The organism is Psychrobacter sp. CAL346-MNA-CIBAN-0220 (assembly GCF_040309805.1).
Lineage (GTDB): Bacteria > Pseudomonadota > Gammaproteobacteria > Pseudomonadales > Moraxellaceae > Psychrobacter.
Genome location: NZ_JBEOPF010000001.1, coordinates 1456139 through 1473715, shown reverse-complemented (window position 1 = coordinate 1473715; position 17577 = coordinate 1456139). Strand labels below are relative to the sequence as shown.

Here is a 17577-nt window from a genome sequence, read left to right as displayed (position 1 = left end):
CGCTTGTTATCTTTATCAATGGACTATCTTGACTTATCGAGGTGCTAGCCCCATCTAGTCCCGTTAGGCAAAAGCTTTTTAACGGTTATTTTTGATTAATTGAATATGCCATTAAATACGCAGACTACCCATAATATTTCTATAAAACACTTGCGGATAGGCAATAAACTCTGCAAATCGGACTACTAATACGTTCTAATAATGATAAGTGATCAACATAAATGCTTATGAACCCTACGAACCTGGCAAAAAAAGAAGTCAAGAATTTTTGACTCAATGACTTTTTTATTAAATTATTATTTTATTGAATCGTTCTAAGTATTAATTTTTATTTTTGATTGATTATCAACGCTTGTGACTATCTTTATAACCACTACCTTTATAACCACGATTTTCACTATTTATTTATTATTTACCCTGATATTAAGGGCGATCTATAAGGACAACTATGACTGATACCCCGTTTAGCGCTGACTTAACCTTACACCCAGCATTTGAGCTAATTGAGCATCGCCATATTGAGGCGTTATCAATGGATGTGTTGATCAGTCAGCATGTCAAAACTGGAGCGATGCATTATCATTTGGCACACCCTAGTGATGAAAACGCCTTTTTAGTCGGCTTTCGCACTCAACCTATGGATTCAAAAGGTGAGGCGCATATCTTAGAGCATGTGGCATTATGCGGCTCTGAGAAGTTTCCGGTACGTGATCCGTTCTTTTCGATGATTAAGCGCTCACTTAATACCTTTATGAATGCGATGACTGCTGCTGATTGGACCGCATTTCCCTATGCGACCCAGAATGAAAATGACTACTTTAACTTATTGGCCGTTTATCTTGATGCCTCATTTTTCCCCAATATTCATCCGCTCGATTTCGCTCAAGAAGGTATTCGCGTTGAGTTAGATGCTGATGATAAGCCGCAGTTTAAGGGTATTGTCTTTAACGAGATGAAAGGCGCGATGAGTGGTGAGATTGATCAGTTGTATCATGCGGTTGCCCATCATTTGTTCCCGACTACTACTTATCACTATAATTCAGGGGGCGATCCTGCTGATATTCCAGATTTGACCCATTCTGAGCTAATCGCGTTCCATCACAGCCATTACCATCCGTCCAATAGTGTCATTATGAGCTTTGGTAATATTCTGGTAGCTGAAACCCAAGCGAAGATGCATGATGATGCGCTGATACAGTTTGAGACTGGTAAAAAACATGTCTCGCGCCCAGAGCAGCGTCTGTCTGCGCCGATTCAAGCTACCGATACTTATACCGCTGATGAGGCCGGACCTGATCAAACCCATCATGTGATTGCTTGGTTACTACCGACGATTACCGATCCTAAGCAGCGCTTGGCACTGCGTCTACTTGAAGGGGTGCTAATTGAGCATGCCGGATCGCCATTACGGGCATATTTAGACAGCCATCCACTGGGCAAAGCGCCAAGTCCATTATTAGGGCTTGATGACAGCCATTATGAAATGGTGTTTTATACCGGTCTGCGTGGCTCTGAACCTGAACATGCCGAAGCCGTAGAGCAAGGCATTATGGATTTGCTGGCTGAGGTTGCCAGTCAGCCAATTGATGATGAGACTATTGAAACCATTTTGCACCAAATTGAGGTTGATCAGCGCCACATTGGCGGCGATAGCATTCCTTATGGTCTTAATTTGATGCTAGAGGGCTTTAGCACTGCGATTCATGACGGCAATCCTATCGATGTTTGGGAAGTTGATGAGCATCTAGCTTGGCTACGCGAGCAAGTGAAAGATGAGCAATGGCTGCCTACGTTAATCAAAACTCATTTATTAGACAACAACCATCGTGTGCGCCTGACCCTAACGCCAGACAGCGAAAAGTCAGCGCGTCTTGCGGCGGCTGAACAGACGCGCCTCGATACCATTGCGATGGATTTGACTGCTGCTGATAAAGATATCTTACATAAACAAGCGTTAGACTTAGCGGCGCGCCAAGCAGCGCCTGATGATGTGAGTTTATTACCAAAAGTTGGCTTAGAAGACGTGCCAGTTGATATTAGCTTTAAGCAAGGCACACAAAAGCAGGTAATGTTAAGCGGTCAAGACAGTACGCTCTTTGAATATGAAGCAGGCACTAATGGCTTGTATTATTATCAAGTCATTGTGCCACTAACCGAGGCGCTTGGTAACACAAACCCAGCTGAGCTACCAGCAAATGAGGTGATTAATCATCCCTTACTGCCTATCTATTTAAGCTTATTGTCAGAATTGGGCACAGATTCATTAAGCGCTTATGAGCTGCAAGCCAAGCAAGCAGCACATTCGTCAGGAGTAACCGCGCGTGTCAGTCAACGTACTAATATTGATGACCGTCAAAACATCAGCAGTTACTTTGTGGTAGCAACACGGGCACTCAATCGTAAACCTGAAGCGATTGACTTGCTTAAAGAAGTGATGGAGCATAGCGTCTTTACAGAGCATGATCGTATCAAAGAGATTTTGCAGCAGCGTCAAGCAGGCTGGCAATCAAGTCTTTCCGGCTCAGGGCATGCTTATGCGATGCAAACCGCCAGTCGCAGTATGAGCCGTCAGGCGCAACTTGAATATGTGCGTAGTGGCCTGCCTGCCTTAAATGCGCTTAAAGACTTTTTGACCCACGCTAGCAATGATGATGCCCTTTGGGATCAATTGGCCACCAGTCTAATGGACTTGCATCAACGTTTAATCAGCTTACCTAAGCATGCGGTCATTATATGTGAGTCTGAGCAAACCGAGCGCTTAAGTGACTTGATTGTTAATAGCTGGAAAGACAGTCGTGCACCAGAGTTGGCTGCAAAAACGTTAGATACTGAAACCAATATTCCCAGTGAATTTGCAGATTTAACGTTAAATCCTGCTCTAAACGGTGAAGAAAATAAAGCTAAAACCACTGAAAATGGTGCGATAGTTGACGTTGAAGACTTGGCATGGTTAGTAGCAACCAATGTCTATCATAATGCCAGTGCTTATACGGTTCCAGCAGCTGACCATCCAGATACTGCGCCATTGATGGTATTAGCGCCTTATTTGCGTAATGGTTACTTGCATAGTGCTATTCGTGAGCGCGGCGGTGCGTATGGAGGCGGAGCGGGTTACGATGCCAATGCGTGTGCCTTTAAATTCTTTAGTTACCGTGATCCGCATTGTGCAGAGACCTTTGCACATTTTGATGCCAGCATCGAGTGGCTGCTTAATGAGGCACAAACTGATGAGCAGTTAGAAGAAGCCATCTTAGGAATTATCTCAGGTATGGATAAGCCAGGATCACCAGCAGGCGAGGCGGTTAAAGCTTGTTTTGCAAACCTTCATCATCGCGGCGCAGCATGGCAACGTAAAATGCGGGCAGCAATTTTAGCGGTTACTGTCGCTGATTTGCAACGCGTTGCTAAGCAGTACTTGCAAGGTCAGCCACATGTGCGTGCGGTATTAGCGCCATATGACAAAGAAGACGAGGTTAAAAACCTAGGCTTTACGGTCTGTAAAGTAAAAAGTTAAAGCTCAACAGCATTGATAGCGCACAAAAAAGCCAAGCATCATGCTTGGCTTTTTTGCTATTAAATATTTAACGTTAATAACGTTTGATACTTTGATCTTTACCGACATAGTCTTGATGAATGGGAAACTTATCATGACTATCAAACTGCTTACGATCCGCAAAAAAACTGGTTAAGGTACGGCGTACGGCTTCAAAAGCAATCTTGTCCCATGGAATATCTTCTTCACTAAAAAGGGCGCAATCCAGGCTTTCAGAGCCTATACCATAAGCGCCATCTTTAAGTTCTGTCAGATAAATGACATATATTTGCCCAATACTTGGAATGTCATAGATACAGTAGAGGTGTGGATTGAGAACGACTGCATCCGCTTCTTCAAAGCTTTCACGCGCAGCGCCTTCAGCGATAGTTTCACCATTTTCCATAAAACCAGCGGGTATCGTCCATAAGCCATATTGAGGCTCAATAGCACGGCGGCACAGCAGCACTCTATCTTTATGCACTACTAGTGAGCCACAAATTACTTTTGGGTTTTCATAATGAATGTAATGGCAATTTGGGCACACCAAGCGTGGCATATTATCAGTGGTAGGGATTTTTCGTTCAGCTTCGTGACCGCATTGTAGACAATAGCTCATATTAACTGCCTTATTTAATGAAAAGGAGAAAGGATAAATTTTGGATTTTTTGGGAGGGTATTGTTCTTTTTATAACCAAATAATAGTTATGGGTTTTATTTGATGCTCTGCACTTAAGATAGCATAAATTTATGCTGTGCTGAGTAGTGATAACATCAACAGCTTATTTACCCATCATAAATAATACGATATCGACTATAAAAATTGCTAACCCTGTCATGTACAGGCGTAGTTGTTTTAAAGTAGTTATTGTAAATAAAGACACTGTCATCGAGCATGGTAGTCTGTCAAGTCAAGAACGCTGACTCTATTGCATGATAATATGATTAACAATTAGATGATTAGCAAAATAAAAATAGTAAGATAAGCAAACAGGATAATAATAATGATAATACCATCACATTCTAAAAGTTTTAATCAGTTGGCGGTAGCATTGCCACCTTACATCCATCAGCCCGCACTCAGGCAGCTGGCTGAACGCATACAAATGGAGCTCTTAGGGCTAACTGCCGCTCCGACCACTCATAACTTTGACCATGTAGCCCAAAGCGCTCTTATCTTAGATATGCTCTATCAGACCCCCATTGCAGATGCTTCGGTATTGGTTGCTATTACCAATGAGCCGCGCCCTAGGCTGCTATTAACACGCCGCGCTGTGCATCTCAGCAGCCACGCAGGCGAGGTCTCCTGTGCTGGCGGTAAGTACGAAGCTTGTGATGGTAATAATGTAATCACCGCCTTACGTGAGGCTTGTGAGGAGACCGCCTTGCCACCAAGTAAGGTGCAGCTACTCGGTCAGTTGCCCATACAAATCTCAAAAAGTGGCATGAGCGTACGTCCTATCGTGGCGCTGATTGAACCTGATTTAATATTAGTGCCCGAGCTTGGAGAAATATCACGTATTTTTTGGGCAGATTTTGAACTATTAATTGAGCAGCCTACCGTAGAGTATTCTGTCGAGTATACGATGCAAGGTCACTTACCAGAACAGAAGGCTACTTTGTTAACCCCCAGCTGGCAAATCGATGGCGAAACCGTCTGGGGTCTAACGGGAAAGGTCATTGCCAGCTTGCTTAAAACCGGATTTGACCGACAGCTTGAGTGGTATTACCACATACAAGACACCAAACTTTGATAGTTATGAGGTTATAAAAAAAGGCCATTTATAACGACAGCTACTTATAATAATCATCGTTCTTTTTCAGCCACCAATTCATATTATCTTGGCGCTTAGCGCGGAATTGCTCCAGCTTATTGGCGACGGTGCTGTTGTGTTGGCGTGCGGTATCAAGCGCAAATAAAATTGGCACTGACGATAGCACCCCAAAGCGTATTTTTGATTTGGGTAAATTTAAGCCGTCGCCAATATCATCGCCAACTAAAGTACGAGTGACGCTGGCATTGACCATCTCGACAAAGCGGCCACGGCGATTGTCCTCACCCATTAGCTGGCGCGGCAAGTCATGCAGCGCTTTTGCTAGTGGGCGCCCCATCTTAAAATCGAGCTGCTGAATCGATAGATATGTATAGAGCCATTCCCAACATGCGGCCTCATCTTTAGGTAAGCGCTGCAAATCAACCCCCATCCAATAGCTGGCAAGATTCCATAGATGCAAGATACCCTCGGCTTCCTCGGTGCTGATACGGGCACCTAATAGGCGCAGGCCGCGCATAATTAGTAATGAGAACTGCAAATGGGTGGCAACCATATCGGTCTGATTGATAGGCACCCCCCAGTAAGCAGTATTCCAGCTACCATCAGGATGATGATGTTGTGCTGTATCCGCTATTACGCCATTTGCAGCAGACAGTTTACCCTTAAGCAGGTTTTGACGAACCAGCGTATGAATTTGGCGTACCTTTATAGACTGCCGCCAGCCCTCAGAGCCAATCGCTAATACTTGGTTAATAGGGTCACGACAATTAGGCGCGCGCTGCGAGTGAGGTGAAGCCTCAAGCTGTGGATGCTCAGACACGGCCAAAATATAAGCATAAGTACGCATCAAGCGTGGCAAGGCATCGTGCATCAGTGCGCCAGTTTGGATCAGTGGTAGTGAGAGAGCAGGGATACTGTAACCAGCCATTAGGGCAACATTACGTAACAACCAGATCAGCATCAAAGGATAACGTCGATAGGCCATAGCGCCAATTTGGGCAAGCTTAGCATCAAACCAATCTGGATGACTACTAAATTGCGTAGTTAACGCCATAAATGATGAATTATTAGCTAGATCGCTGTCAATATCATTGTCTATAATCGCCTGCTGTAATGGCCGTGCAAAGCGCACACTGTCAGCTGCCAGCATATCGGCGAGTGGATCTCCAATATCATAACCCGCTACTATCTCATCTAATAACGCCGGTGAGATAGTAAAGTCTTTAGGCAGTAAGTAGCGTTTGATACGGCGCAGGACCTGCAAATCACTATGATCATTAATGCTCGTAGTACGGCCATGACGCTGATAGTTTTTTAGCTCTGCTGCTGCAGTCATCGAATCGTTTTGGAAAGATTGCTTTTTATTCATATCCATAATGCACCATCATAGTTAGATGTCATGAGATAGCAAAAAACGATAAGTGGCACCCTTGTACCTTTAATGCCGGGTTAAGTCTACTGAGGTGCCACTGGTAGTGTCTTTTAGGGTCGCTTTAAGCATCAAATAACCAGCAATACCAGATACAATGGAACCCATAATAATGCCTAAGCGCTCATCAAATAATGGGGTGGCGCCACCAAAGGCCAAGCCACCAATAAACAAGCTCATAGTAAAGCCCACACCGCATAGTAATGCTGCGCCATAAATTTGCTTGAAGTTCATACCTTTGGGCATGGTTGAGATACCCAGTTTAAAGATCAGCCAGCACATAATCATTACACCCATCTGCTTACCGATGAATAAACCGGCAGCAATACCCAGCGGTACTGAGTGAAATAGCTCAGAGAAACCGGCACCCTTTAGTGATATACCCGCGTTAGCAAAAGCAAATAGTGGCAAAATACCATAGGAGACTGTATTTTGTAGGTCATGCTCCAGCTCCTCAAGTGGCGAGTGTTCAGGATCAGTACGATCAAACATGGGGATAAATAGCGCTAAGACCACACCCGCTAGAGTCGCATGAATGCCAGATTTGAGTACCGCAATCCACATAATGACGCCAATAAGCAGGTAGGGGGTAATGCTAGTAACGTTTCGGCGGTTGAGTAGATATAAAAAGGGCAGGCACAATCCGGCGACGGCAAGTGAGCCTAAGGATAAATCGCTGGTATAAAACAAAGCGATAATTAAAATCGCCCCAATATCATCAAAAATCGCAATCGAGACTAAAAATACTTTTAAAGAGTTTGGTACGCGGTTGCCAAGTAAGCTTAAAATACCTATCGCAAAGGCAATATCCGTCGCTGCTGGAATCGCCCAGCCTTTCCAATACTCAGGGTTATTATAGTTAAAAAGTATGTAGACGATAGCTGGCATGATCATACCACCCAGAGCGGCGCCTGCTGGCAGGATAATCTGTTTGACGTTAGACAGCTCACCGATGAGCACTTCACGCTTAAGCTCAAGTCCGACTAAAAAAAAGAAAATTGCCATCAAACCATCATTGATCCAATGATGGGCGTCTTTAGCAATCTCAAAGCTACCGATACGGATAGCAACTGGCGCATGAATAAAGGACTCGTACCATATGTTGAGGGGAGTGTTGGCAATGATCATTGCAGCAATAGCAGCCAATGCTAAAACGATCCCGCCTGCCGCCTCAAATTCAAAAAATGCCTTGATTCTTCGTATTGCCATAACACCCTCGTTTGCTAAATACATACCATAAACTCAAATGTCTATCTGATAACATTCTATAACGTTACCGACAAACAGCCTCAGTTTCTCATAATCTTATCAATATAGACATTAAAATGCGTTAAACAATAGCCACTAGCCTACCGCGCAGTATTAATAAAGCTGATAAGGCAGATGATATCATGGTTGTGATTGGTTAAATATTTTTAGTCTGCAGCCCTTATCCTCTAAGGGCCTTATGGTTGCCATAAGATGACTTCTACCTTATTTTAGCAGCCGATAACTACTGCTACTATGCCTGATCGCCTAAGGTGGATGACAGCAAATAGCATAGAATATAAAGCCGTCACCCGCTACTGTCTACTGATAGTAAACATATACTAATGACAAATTTAGCAGACTTTGTTACGGTTTTGGTTTTTTTTATAATTTTAACTTTATAATGAGCCGTTTTTAATAGTTTTGCGTCTATTTTTTCACCGAAATCGCCCTCTATTTTTGATGTTACATAAATGATATAGGCTTATACATACTGAACTAGACACCTAACCCTTACTGCTATTTTTATCACAAATTTTTGACAAGGCCAGTTTAATGGACGTATCGCTATCTTTAGAGATTATCTTAATGCTTACTGCGGTGGCAGCGCTTGCCGGCTTTATTGATGCTATTGCTGGTGGCGGCGGCTTATTAACCATTCCCGCTATGCTACTAGCGAACATTCCACCAGTGTTGACTTTGGGTACTAATAAATTGCAAGCAGCGTCAGGAGCATTGGCGGCGTCTATTACTATGATCAAAAAAGGTATCATTAAACCTCAGCGTATTAAAGCTGCTATTATTGCCGCCTTTATTGGCTCAATTATTGGCTCAATCGCAGTACAACTGTCGCCACCTGACGTGTTAGAAAAACTGATTCCTTTCTTGATTGCTGCTATCGGTATTTATACCTTATTTGCACCCAAGCTTGGCGAAGTAGAAGCCGAACCGCGTATTAGTGAAGGCGCATGGCAAAAGGTCGCCGCGCCCTTGATTGGCTTTTATGATGGTTATATGGGGCCAGGGACAGGTATGTTCTTTGCGCTCGGTAATGTGGCCTTGCGCGGTCGGCAAATTATTGAGGCGACTGGTGCGGCAAAAGTGCTGAATTTATCTACCAATATCGGCTCACTGATATTCTTTATTCTCGGCGGTAATGTACTCTGGAAAGTGGGTCTAGCGATGATGGTTGGACAGACGATTGGTGCCTATTTTGGCTCGCACATGGTGGTCAGAGGTGGTAGTAAACTGATTCGCCCCATGATTGTATTGGTGTGCTTGGCGATGGTGACTAAATACGTTCTTGGTTAATGTCATAGCGATATTATCTATAAAAAGTAATTTGAATAAAACATATTTCAATAAAAAACCCCAGTCAAATTGAACTGGGGTTTCTGTTTAGCGAGTTGTTGGTTGCTAATAAATTAATTACAAATCAATTACTATCGACGGCGATCAACCTCATCATACTCACTGCCCATAATACCATCGCTAAAGACTTTCGAGAACTCGCGCTCGTTATCTTCATCGATATGGCCATCGAACACCTCTTTTGAGCCGGCATCGGGATCATTATAAATTGCTAAATCCATTTTACCTTCAGATTTTGCCACAATAGCGGTAACTGCTGCATCACCACCGACGTTCACTGCGGTACGTAACATGTCAAGAATACGATCCACACCTAAGATAAGACCAATACCTTCGATGGGTAAGCCGACTTGGGCAAATACCATCGATAACATAATCAGACCAACCCCAGGAACGCCCGCCGTACCAACGGAGGCGAGTACTGACATTAAAATAACCGTGAGATATTCAGCAATGCCTAAATCGATTCCATAGATATTGGCAATAAAAATAGTTGCCGTGCCTTGCATGATGGCCGTACCATCCATATTGATGGTTGCGCCAAAAGGAACCGTAAATGAGGCTACTGAGTTATTGACGCCCATACGTTTGGTGACAGTACGCAGGGTGATAGGAATCGTAGCGTTTGAGCTTGACGTACTAAACGCAAAGATTTGTACTTCACGCATTTTGGTCAAAAAGGTCTTGATCGATAAGCCTGAGAACAGCTTGAGCACTATCATCATGGTAATAAAGAAATGAAAGGCGAGCGAGCCGATCAACACCGCCACATAACCGAGTAATGACCAAATCAAGTCTAAACCTAACTCTGCCATGGCTTTGGTTAATAGTGCAAATACACCGTATGGTGCAAGATTCATAATGATGGTCACCATTTTTAAGATGACTTCATTAATTAATTCTAAGCTTTGTACCAACCCTTTAGCAGGCTTCCCAACCATTAAAATACTGACGCCGATTAAGATAGCAAAGAAAATTATCGACAACATATCGCCGTTCGCCATCGCACTGATGGGATTGGAGGGAATGATATTGGAGAATACATCGAGCAGAGGCGGTGCTGATTCTGCCTCAAATGCGGCCTCGGTTTCGATATTCATACCTTTACCGATACCAAATAGTACCCCAAGGCCAATTGCCGTTGCAATCGCTAGCGCCGTGGTCATCATATAAATCAAAAAAGTTTTGCCGCCAATACGTCCTAATAAGCGGATATCACCGATGCCGCACACGCCGCAAATCAGCGAGATTAGCACTAACGGCACTACCAACATTTTGAGAGAATTAACAAATAACTTGCCGATAATGGCAAAAAATCCATTGGTTACATAGGTGTTAACAAAGCTGCCTTCGGCATTCAAGCCGGAATAGTTTATAAACAAACCTAGAATGATACCAAGTACCATGGCAACAATAATCTTGCCTGTCAGTCCCATCTTTTTCCACATAACTTATATCCTTGGTGTACGTAACTCTCCGTATTGAAACTAGTGTTTAAATCAATATGATTACGACTCTGTTTCTCATTACGGCTCTTGTTACGTTTATAAATTTCTTTTTTCTATCATCTAGGGTCACATTTTGGGGGACAATATAAAATAATTGTTAGGGGTACTGCAAGATTTTTTTATGATTTAAACAATATGGCATTGTCATCATCGCTTTTTGTGGGTATCAGCTCTTAAATGTACTGGCTCAAAATATGACTATATAGGTATTCCAAACCGTTTTTTGTTGACAATGTACTAAGGTTTCTAGTGATCGTTTGAATAGTAGATCCCTAAAATGGTGTTACCTTAATGTTGATAATAGGATAAAAATCTTAGGAGAAATTTGGATTTCATAAGTCTAAGCGTTAATGAAAACGCCATAAAAAAGCAAGATTATCTTATTAGATAATCTTGCTAGTAAAGGTATAAAGCAGTTAATAATCAGTTAATTATAATGCTTTATAAGTAGTCTTAAGCCTTGTCATCTTCTTCGCGGCGTAATCCGTCTTGCCATTTAGAACTGCCTGACTTTTTATCTTCAATTACAGTTGACTGATCATCAGCGCTGTGGCTATGGTTGTAACTCATCCGTTCGCTTAACGTTGATTCCGCATCACGATAGCGAGGGTTCAATGCTTCTGCTTTGGGATGCGACTTGTTAAAGTCAGTTTGCTCGGTTATTTCTTTAGCGGTATTTTGTTCGCCTACCAGTTTGACATCGCCGTCAGGCTCGTAACCATGATCGGGGTTGGCATCGCCAGTTTGCCCATGAATGTTGGTTGTGTGCGCTGCTACATGGTTAGGATTAGCACTGTTTCTACTGTTATCGGCCTGTTCCTTGTCAGTTAATTTCATGCCATTTCTAATTTGTGCGTCGTTTTTAATTTGTGCGTAGTCGGTAAGCTTGCTGACTGCGTTTTCTAAACTGTGCGGATTGAAACGTTCTTGTGCTTGCAGTAGATGCCCATCGAACACATCAGTCAATAATGAGTCAAAACGCAGCGCATTATAGTTAATCAGCTGTTCTGCTTCTTCTTCAGTAATCACGCCGCTCTGGCTGGCATGTACCACGTGATCTTCAAAGGTTAAGCCTTCAAAGCTGTCATTATGCTCCGCTTTTTTAAATTTCTGCCATAACGGTTCAACCGCAAGTAAGGTCTGATAAGCATGTTCCATGCGGCCAGTGACATCATCAGGCTCTATATTATAATAGACCATAGTTTTGAGATAATCACGGAACGGGTTATCCTCAAAGTCATCCATAAAGGTATCACCCAGCTGACGCTTAAGCTCATCACTGGCGGGCGTAAAGATACGTCCGCTCGGAAAGGTCACAAAGCTGACAACATTAGCTGCCATACGATTCGGAAAGTTGGCAAAGAAGGATACAAACGCTTCTTGAATCGTATATAAGCTGTGCTGTAAGGCGACTTCTGCATGCAAGCGCTCGGCTGCTGATTTACTGCCGTGCTGATAAAAATATAAGATAGCGGTGGCGATAAATAAGTGTCCATGAATATCGGATAAGCGCCCAGAAAGCATCTCTTTACGTTTTAAATCACCAGCAAGTAAGCCTAAAGCCATATCTGCCGTCAATGCAAAGCTGGCGCTTAAGCGGTTAATATGTTTGTAATAGGGACGAGTAAAGCTGTCGGCGAAGCTTGGTGCCTCATCACTACCACCGACGTAACCAGCGATAAAAGCTTTAGCGCCACGATTAAAGGTATAACCCAAATGCTTGAAGAATAAGATGTCAAATTGCTTAAGCGCGCTTTTTTTATCGTCACTTTGCAGTAATTGCAACTCATCGAACAAATAAGGATGACAGCGCATCGCACCCTGACCAAATATCATCAACGAGCGCGTTAAAATGTTTGCACCCTCAACGGTGATAGAGACCGGAATCGCTTGATAAGGAATGGCCAAAAAGTTACGGGGTCCCATCTGAATCGCCCGACCGCCAACCACATCCATGCCATCGTTAACCACTTCACGCATAGTTTCGGTGGCGTAATATTTTGCCATTGCTGTCATCACCGAGGGCGTGCCCCCTTGGTTCAATCCACAAGTGACCAAATGACGAAAAGCTTCTAACATATAAGTTTGGCTGGCAATACGACTGGTAGCGTCTTGTACCCCTTCGAATTTGCCGACTGAAATCTTAAACTGCTCACGTACCTTAGCGAACGCCCCAACGGATAGATAGGTCATCTCACTGGCTGAGGTCGATAGGGCAGGTAAAGAGATACCACGGCCAACACCAAGACATTCCATCAGCATCCGCCAACCGCGACCAGCGTTCTCAACGCCGCCAATAATATAATCTAGCGGGATAAAGACATCCGTACCATCGACAGTACCATTCATAAACGGTGAGCCGCTAGGATAATGGCGCGGGCCTATAATAACGCCTTCATGGCTTGAAGGCACTAAGGCACAGGTGATGCCGTAGTCCGTTTTATTAAGATCACCCAGTAGACCTTTTGGGTCATACATTTTAAAGGCCAGGCCGACTACTGTGGCAATCGGTGCCAAGGTAATCCAGCGCTTAGAGAAGTTCATCCGTAGACCTAGCGTTTGCTTACCGTCATGAATGCCGTAACACACTACCCCCGTATCAGGAATAGCACCTGCATCAGAGCCAGCCTCAGGGCCGGTGAGACCAAAGCAGGGAATCTCATCACCTTTTGCCAATCCTGGTAGCCAGTGTTGTTTCTGCGCGTCCGTACCGTAGTGCATGAGGAGCTCACCCGGTCCGAGTGAGTTTGGCACCATACAAGTGACCGCTGCGGTAGGTGAGCGCGAAGCAATCTTACTCATCACTCGACTTTGAGCATACGAGGTAAATTCTAGACCTCCGTATTCTTTCGGAATAATGAGACCCAAAAAACCACTGTCTTTGATAAATTGCCACGCCTCTGGTGACAGCTCTTTATCTTCGTGCTGAATTTTCCACTCATCAAGCATAATGCATAGGGTTTCAACTTCATTATCAATGAAGCTTTGTTCTTCTTCTGACAGCTGCGGATAGGGGTAGTCGGCAAAGGTTTTCCAATTCGGAGCCCCCATGAACAGCTCTTTTTCCCACCAGCTGGTACCCGCATCGAGCGCTTCGCGTTCAGTATCGCTCATACTGGGCATAGCGCCGCCCAAAGCCTTATATACAGGCTTAGTAATGAGCGCGCGCCGAATTGGTGCGATGAGAAGGGCTAAACATAGCAGTAAAATAGGCACACCTAGAACCAGCGACCATGGACTGATAAACGCGGTGACTATTACGGTTACAATAGCGACAAGGCTACCGATGATACGAGATAAAGACAGTAAAAATATGGCCAAGACGACGGCTAATTGAATGATTACTGCCAAAATAAATAAGCCAATCGCCATGACTGTCTCCTTAACAAAACGGGGTTGAAAGCTGTAGAAAATTCAGCTTATATTAATTATTAAATAATAGAACGTAATCTTAACAGCTAGTAGCTGGTACTTATATCTTTAATCAATTAAATAACGGTAAGATTCAGTGAGCGTAATTTAACCTTTGCTACATATTCTCGACATACTATTGATATAAACACATCTTCTAATATGAAATAGGTCTTGACAACTATCAATAGTGAAAATGCTACGCTGTGTCGAGAATATGTATCAGCCACTATTCTATAGGAGTTTTGCTTCAACTCAGCTAACCAAAAGGTGCTAAGCCATTTTCAGCATAAGATAAGGTGTCATTACGGCCAACAATAATATGATCAATCAATGATAAATCTATTAGATCACAAGCTTTTTTAAGCTCATAAGTTAATAAGTTATCTGCAGTTGAAGGCTGGGCATCGGTATGCGGATGGTTATGAGCGACAATCAACTGGCTGGCAGCGTGGCTGAGAGTATGGCGTAGCACATGTTTGATACATACTGAGCAAGAAGAAATGCCACCGGTAAACAAAACCTCAAAGTCTAATAGATTCAGCGCATTATCTAAGCATAAGACTGCAAAAACCTCACGTTGTTCACCGCGCAATTGAGTACTGATATAGTCTTTAACCGCTTGCGAGCGCCCAAGAGCCTGCCCCGTTTTAAGTTGACTGTTCAGATAGCGTGTGCCCATCTCCAGTGATGCAAGCATCTGCGCGTATTTTGCAGGGCCGATACCATGGCAGGCGAGAACAGTCTCTTTGGGGGCCGCTAATAACTCAGCAAGACTACCGAATTGGCCAATTAAATGACGAGCAAGCTCAATAGCGGATTGCGCTGGAGTGCCCGTACGTAAAAATATTGCTAATATTTCAGCATCGGATAAGTGGTTCGCACCAAATTTCAACAGTTTTTCGCGTGGTCTATCGTCTTCGTGCCAGTCTTTGATGGCCATTATTACTCCTTGAATATTGAACCGTTATAGATAAATGCGAAAACCTTACCTAACTTATCTCATAATTGTTACTATAAGCGCAATTTTTATCTCTTAACTTTTTTCTGTTACTAATACTAGTGCCCTGCTTATGTCAAATATTCTACTCGCTATTACTGGCGGTATTGCCGCTTATAAATCTGCTGTATTTGCTCGCTTATTAATTAAAGCGGGGTTTGAGGTGCGCGTCATTATGACGACCGGCGCACAAGCCTTTATCACACCGCTCACTTTGCAAGCCTTGACCGGTAATGAGGTGCACACCTCGCTACTTGATGAGCATGCCGAAGCAGGTATGGGTCATATTGAACTGGCAAAGTGGGCGGACTTGGTGATTATCGCTCCGGCGTCAGCCAATACTTTGGCACGGCTGGCAATGGGTATGGCCGATGACTTACTAACCACGGTTTGTCTGGCGACGACAGCGCCGGTCATGATTGCGCCTGCTATGAATCAGCAAATGTGGGCGCATCCAGCGGTTAGTTTGAATGTGCAGACGCTGCAAGATATGAATTATCAGATTATTATGCCAGCAAGCGGGGAGCAAGCGTGCGGGGATGTCGGTGCAGGACGATTACCTGAACCTGAGCAATTATTGAATGAGGTGCGTCTGTTTAATGCGCAGCAGCGTATTCCGCAACTATTGGTCAATAAGAGGGTTGTCATTACCGCCGGGCCAACGGTTGAAGCGATTGATCCCGTGCGCTATTTATCCAATCATTCCTCAGGGAAAATGGGCTTTGCCTTAGCGCGCGCCTGCGTAGAAGCTGGGGCAGAAGTTATTTTAATCGCTAGTGGTAAAGTTGCCTTGCCAACACCGCTTGGGGTCACGCGTATTGATGCGTTATCAGCACAAGAGATGCTCATCGCCGTTCAGCACTGTGTTGCTGGTACGCATCCCGCGCTACAGTTTGAAAGTGAGGATGAGCACGAACATCATCATCATGATCACGAACATGAGCATCATCATGAGCATAGCGATTGCGATTGTCACGAGCTGGACACAGATAATGACCATACAGAACTGTCCCCTAAACATGACAGCCTAGTAGCGGACATCTTTATCTCGACTGCCGCCGTTGCTGACTATCGCACCGAGGAAGCAGCCCCGCAAAAAATCAAAAAGACCCAAGATGCCATGACGCTAAATTTGGTCAAAAACCCTGATATCTTAGCAACCATTTCTCATGCGTATCCTGAACTGTTTGTGGTGGGCTTTGCTGCAGAAACCCAAGATATTGAGCGCTATGCCCGTGGCAAATTGGTTGCCAAAGACCTAGATCTGATTGCCTGTAATGACGTCTCACGCGCGGATATTGGCTTTGCCAGTGACGATAATGCCATGCAAGTATTCTTTGCTGAGCGTTATGAGCAGGATTCTGTAACCTTAGTTAAGGCCAGTAAAGATAAGATCGCTGAGCAATTGGCCAATATCATTGGCGAGACGTTATGGCAGTGCCAAGACAGTGAGTAGGGCAAGCAAGGTTAGTTATAGCAATGAATATTAACCATAAGCCCCAAATCGTGAGTGGGGGCTGTTATGACTGATAGTGATAATACCCAAACATTGCTGTTGATGGCGATATTTGCGCTGGCCTCATTATTACATGGTATCAGCGGACTGGGTGTGACGCTGGTGACCACTACTGCTTTAGCCAGTATGTATCCATTGCCTCATGCCATCGTGTTAGTGATTTTCCCGTCATTATTGCTGAATGCCATGACTTGGCTGACTGGTGGCGAGCGTAGTATTTGGCAAAATTTTATCTATTATGGTAGGCGCTATTGGTTACTGGCATTGACCAGCTTACTGGGCAGTATCCTTGGCGCAAAATTATTGCTTTGGATAGATAGTGCTTATATCTTGTTGGTACTGGCAGTCGTGATTGCCTTTTACGTTATCAGCGCGTTGCTGGGCAAACAAGTTCGCCTACCAGATACCAAGCCAGTGCTGATTATTGTTGGGCTGAGTGCTGGAATCATTGGTGGGGCGACCAATGCCATGTCAACGATTTTGATGATGTACTTGCTCTCCGCTAGTAAGGATAAAAATACTGTCGCTAAGGTTGGCAATATGTGTTATTTACTGGGCAAAGTCGCGCAAATTATCGTGCTGCGTGAGCCTATTATGGCGCTCAGTGGTAGCGAATGGCAGCTAATTACACTTTTAAGCGTGCTGTCTGTTGCCGCACTATTAGTCGGCATTCGCCTACGTCGTTATTTACCGCAAGCACGTTTTCGTCAGCTTATTTTATTGATCTTAACGGTACTTGGAGTGCGTGTTGGTTGGCAAGGTATTACTGCCTTGTTGTAATTACAAA

General features: G+C 44.0%; 11 protein-coding genes. 5 read left to right on the top strand and 6 right to left on the bottom strand.

Going from position 1 to position 17577, the window contains the following annotated elements:
* Positions 1 to 448: 448 nt before the first annotated feature.
* Positions 449 to 3514 (top strand): insulinase family protein, encoded by a 3066-nt coding sequence (locus tag AAEY88_RS05785; RefSeq protein WP_350560248.1) that lies wholly within the window; start codon positions 449 to 451, stop codon positions 3512 to 3514.
* 73 nt (positions 3515 to 3587) lie between these two features.
* Here AAEY88_RS05785 and AAEY88_RS05780 read toward each other — a convergent pair whose 3' ends face one another.
* Complete coding sequence (locus AAEY88_RS05780) at positions 3588 to 4151, bottom strand: NUDIX hydrolase (protein ID WP_350560246.1); 564 nt, start codon at positions 4149 to 4151, stop codon at positions 3588 to 3590.
* A gap of 385 nt (positions 4152 to 4536) precedes the next feature.
* Between AAEY88_RS05780 and AAEY88_RS05775 the strand changes: the two genes are divergently transcribed.
* On the top strand, positions 4537 to 5286 hold the full coding sequence (locus AAEY88_RS05775) for a CoA pyrophosphatase (RefSeq protein WP_350560244.1): 750 nt from the start codon (positions 4537 to 4539) through the stop codon (positions 5284 to 5286).
* A gap of 40 nt (positions 5287 to 5326) precedes the next feature.
* On the opposite strand, the gene AAEY88_RS05770 is transcribed toward AAEY88_RS05775, so the two are convergent.
* Together AAEY88_RS05770 and nhaA are read right to left on the bottom strand one after the other, a co-directional pair.
* Complete coding sequence (locus AAEY88_RS05770; RefSeq protein WP_350560488.1) at positions 5327 to 6676, bottom strand: oxygenase MpaB family protein; 1350 nt, start codon at positions 6674 to 6676, stop codon at positions 5327 to 5329.
* A gap of 69 nt (positions 6677 to 6745) precedes the next feature.
* A complete protein-coding gene (nhaA, locus tag AAEY88_RS05765; RefSeq protein WP_350560242.1) occupies positions 6746 to 7945 on the bottom strand; it encodes a Na+/H+ antiporter NhaA in 1200 nt (399 codons plus the stop codon).
* A 594-nt stretch (positions 7946 to 8539) separates the two neighbouring features.
* Here nhaA and AAEY88_RS05760 point away from each other — a divergent pair.
* Positions 8540 to 9295, top strand: coding sequence for a TSUP family transporter (locus tag AAEY88_RS05760; RefSeq protein ID WP_350560240.1), 756 nt, complete (start codon positions 8540 to 8542; stop codon positions 9293 to 9295).
* 131 nt (positions 9296 to 9426) lie between these two features.
* On the opposite strand, the gene AAEY88_RS05755 is transcribed toward AAEY88_RS05760, so the two are convergent.
* The 3 genes from AAEY88_RS05755 to radC all read right to left on the bottom strand — a co-directional run bounded on the left by AAEY88_RS05755 (position 9427) and on the right by radC (position 15217).
* Positions 9427 to 10803, bottom strand: a complete 1377-nt coding sequence (locus AAEY88_RS05755; protein WP_350560238.1) for a dicarboxylate/amino acid:cation symporter — start codon at positions 10801 to 10803, stop codon at positions 9427 to 9429.
* Between the two features lie 513 nt (positions 10804 to 11316).
* Positions 11317 to 14235 (bottom strand): acyl-CoA dehydrogenase, encoded by a 2919-nt coding sequence (locus tag AAEY88_RS05750; RefSeq protein WP_350560236.1) that lies wholly within the window; start codon positions 14233 to 14235, stop codon positions 11317 to 11319.
* A gap of 298 nt (positions 14236 to 14533) precedes the next feature.
* Positions 14534 to 15217: a DNA repair protein RadC gene (gene radC / locus AAEY88_RS05745; RefSeq protein WP_350560234.1), complete on the bottom strand. Its 684-nt coding sequence runs from the start codon at positions 15215 to 15217 to the stop codon at positions 14534 to 14536.
* A gap of 130 nt (positions 15218 to 15347) precedes the next feature.
* On the opposite strand from radC, the gene coaBC reads away from it, so the two are divergent.
* Positions 15348 to 16730: a bifunctional phosphopantothenoylcysteine decarboxylase/phosphopantothenate--cysteine ligase CoaBC gene (gene coaBC, locus AAEY88_RS05740; RefSeq protein WP_350560232.1), complete on the top strand. Its 1383-nt coding sequence runs from the start codon at positions 15348 to 15350 to the stop codon at positions 16728 to 16730.
* 66 nt (positions 16731 to 16796) lie between these two features.
* Complete coding sequence (locus AAEY88_RS05735) at positions 16797 to 17570, top strand: sulfite exporter TauE/SafE family protein (protein ID WP_350560230.1); 774 nt, start codon at positions 16797 to 16799, stop codon at positions 17568 to 17570.
* The last annotated feature ends 7 nt before the right edge of the window (positions 17571 to 17577 follow it).

Excerpts from the sequence above, each read along its gene's own strand:
- AAEY88_RS05755 (WP_350560238.1), bottom strand. The coding sequence starts at position 10,803 with ATGTGGAAAAAGATGGGACTGACAGGCAAGATTATTGTTGCCATGGTA.
- AAEY88_RS05785 (WP_350560248.1), top strand. The coding sequence starts at position 449 with ATGACTGATACCCCGTTTAGCGCTGACTTAACCTTACACCCAGCATTT.
- AAEY88_RS05770 (WP_350560488.1), bottom strand. The coding sequence starts at position 6,676 with ATGAATAAAAAGCAATCTTTCCAAAACGATTCGATGACTGCAGCAGCA.
- AAEY88_RS05780 (WP_350560246.1), bottom strand. The coding sequence starts at position 4,151 with ATGAGCTATTGTCTACAATGCGGTCACGAAGCTGAACGAAAAATCCCT.
- AAEY88_RS05735 (WP_350560230.1), top strand. The coding sequence starts at position 16,797 with ATGACTGATAGTGATAATACCCAAACATTGCTGTTGATGGCGATATTT.
- coaBC (WP_350560232.1), top strand. The coding sequence starts at position 15,348 with ATGTCAAATATTCTACTCGCTATTACTGGCGGTATTGCCGCTTATAAA.
- radC (WP_350560234.1), bottom strand. The coding sequence starts at position 15,217 with ATGGCCATCAAAGACTGGCACGAAGACGATAGACCACGCGAAAAACTG.
- AAEY88_RS05760 (WP_350560240.1), top strand. The coding sequence starts at position 8,540 with ATGGACGTATCGCTATCTTTAGAGATTATCTTAATGCTTACTGCGGTG.
- AAEY88_RS05775 (WP_350560244.1), top strand. The coding sequence starts at position 4,537 with ATGATAATACCATCACATTCTAAAAGTTTTAATCAGTTGGCGGTAGCA.
- AAEY88_RS05750 (WP_350560236.1), bottom strand. The coding sequence starts at position 14,235 with ATGGCGATTGGCTTATTTATTTTGGCAGTAATCATTCAATTAGCCGTC.
- nhaA (WP_350560242.1), bottom strand. The coding sequence starts at position 7,945 with ATGGCAATACGAAGAATCAAGGCATTTTTTGAATTTGAGGCGGCAGGC.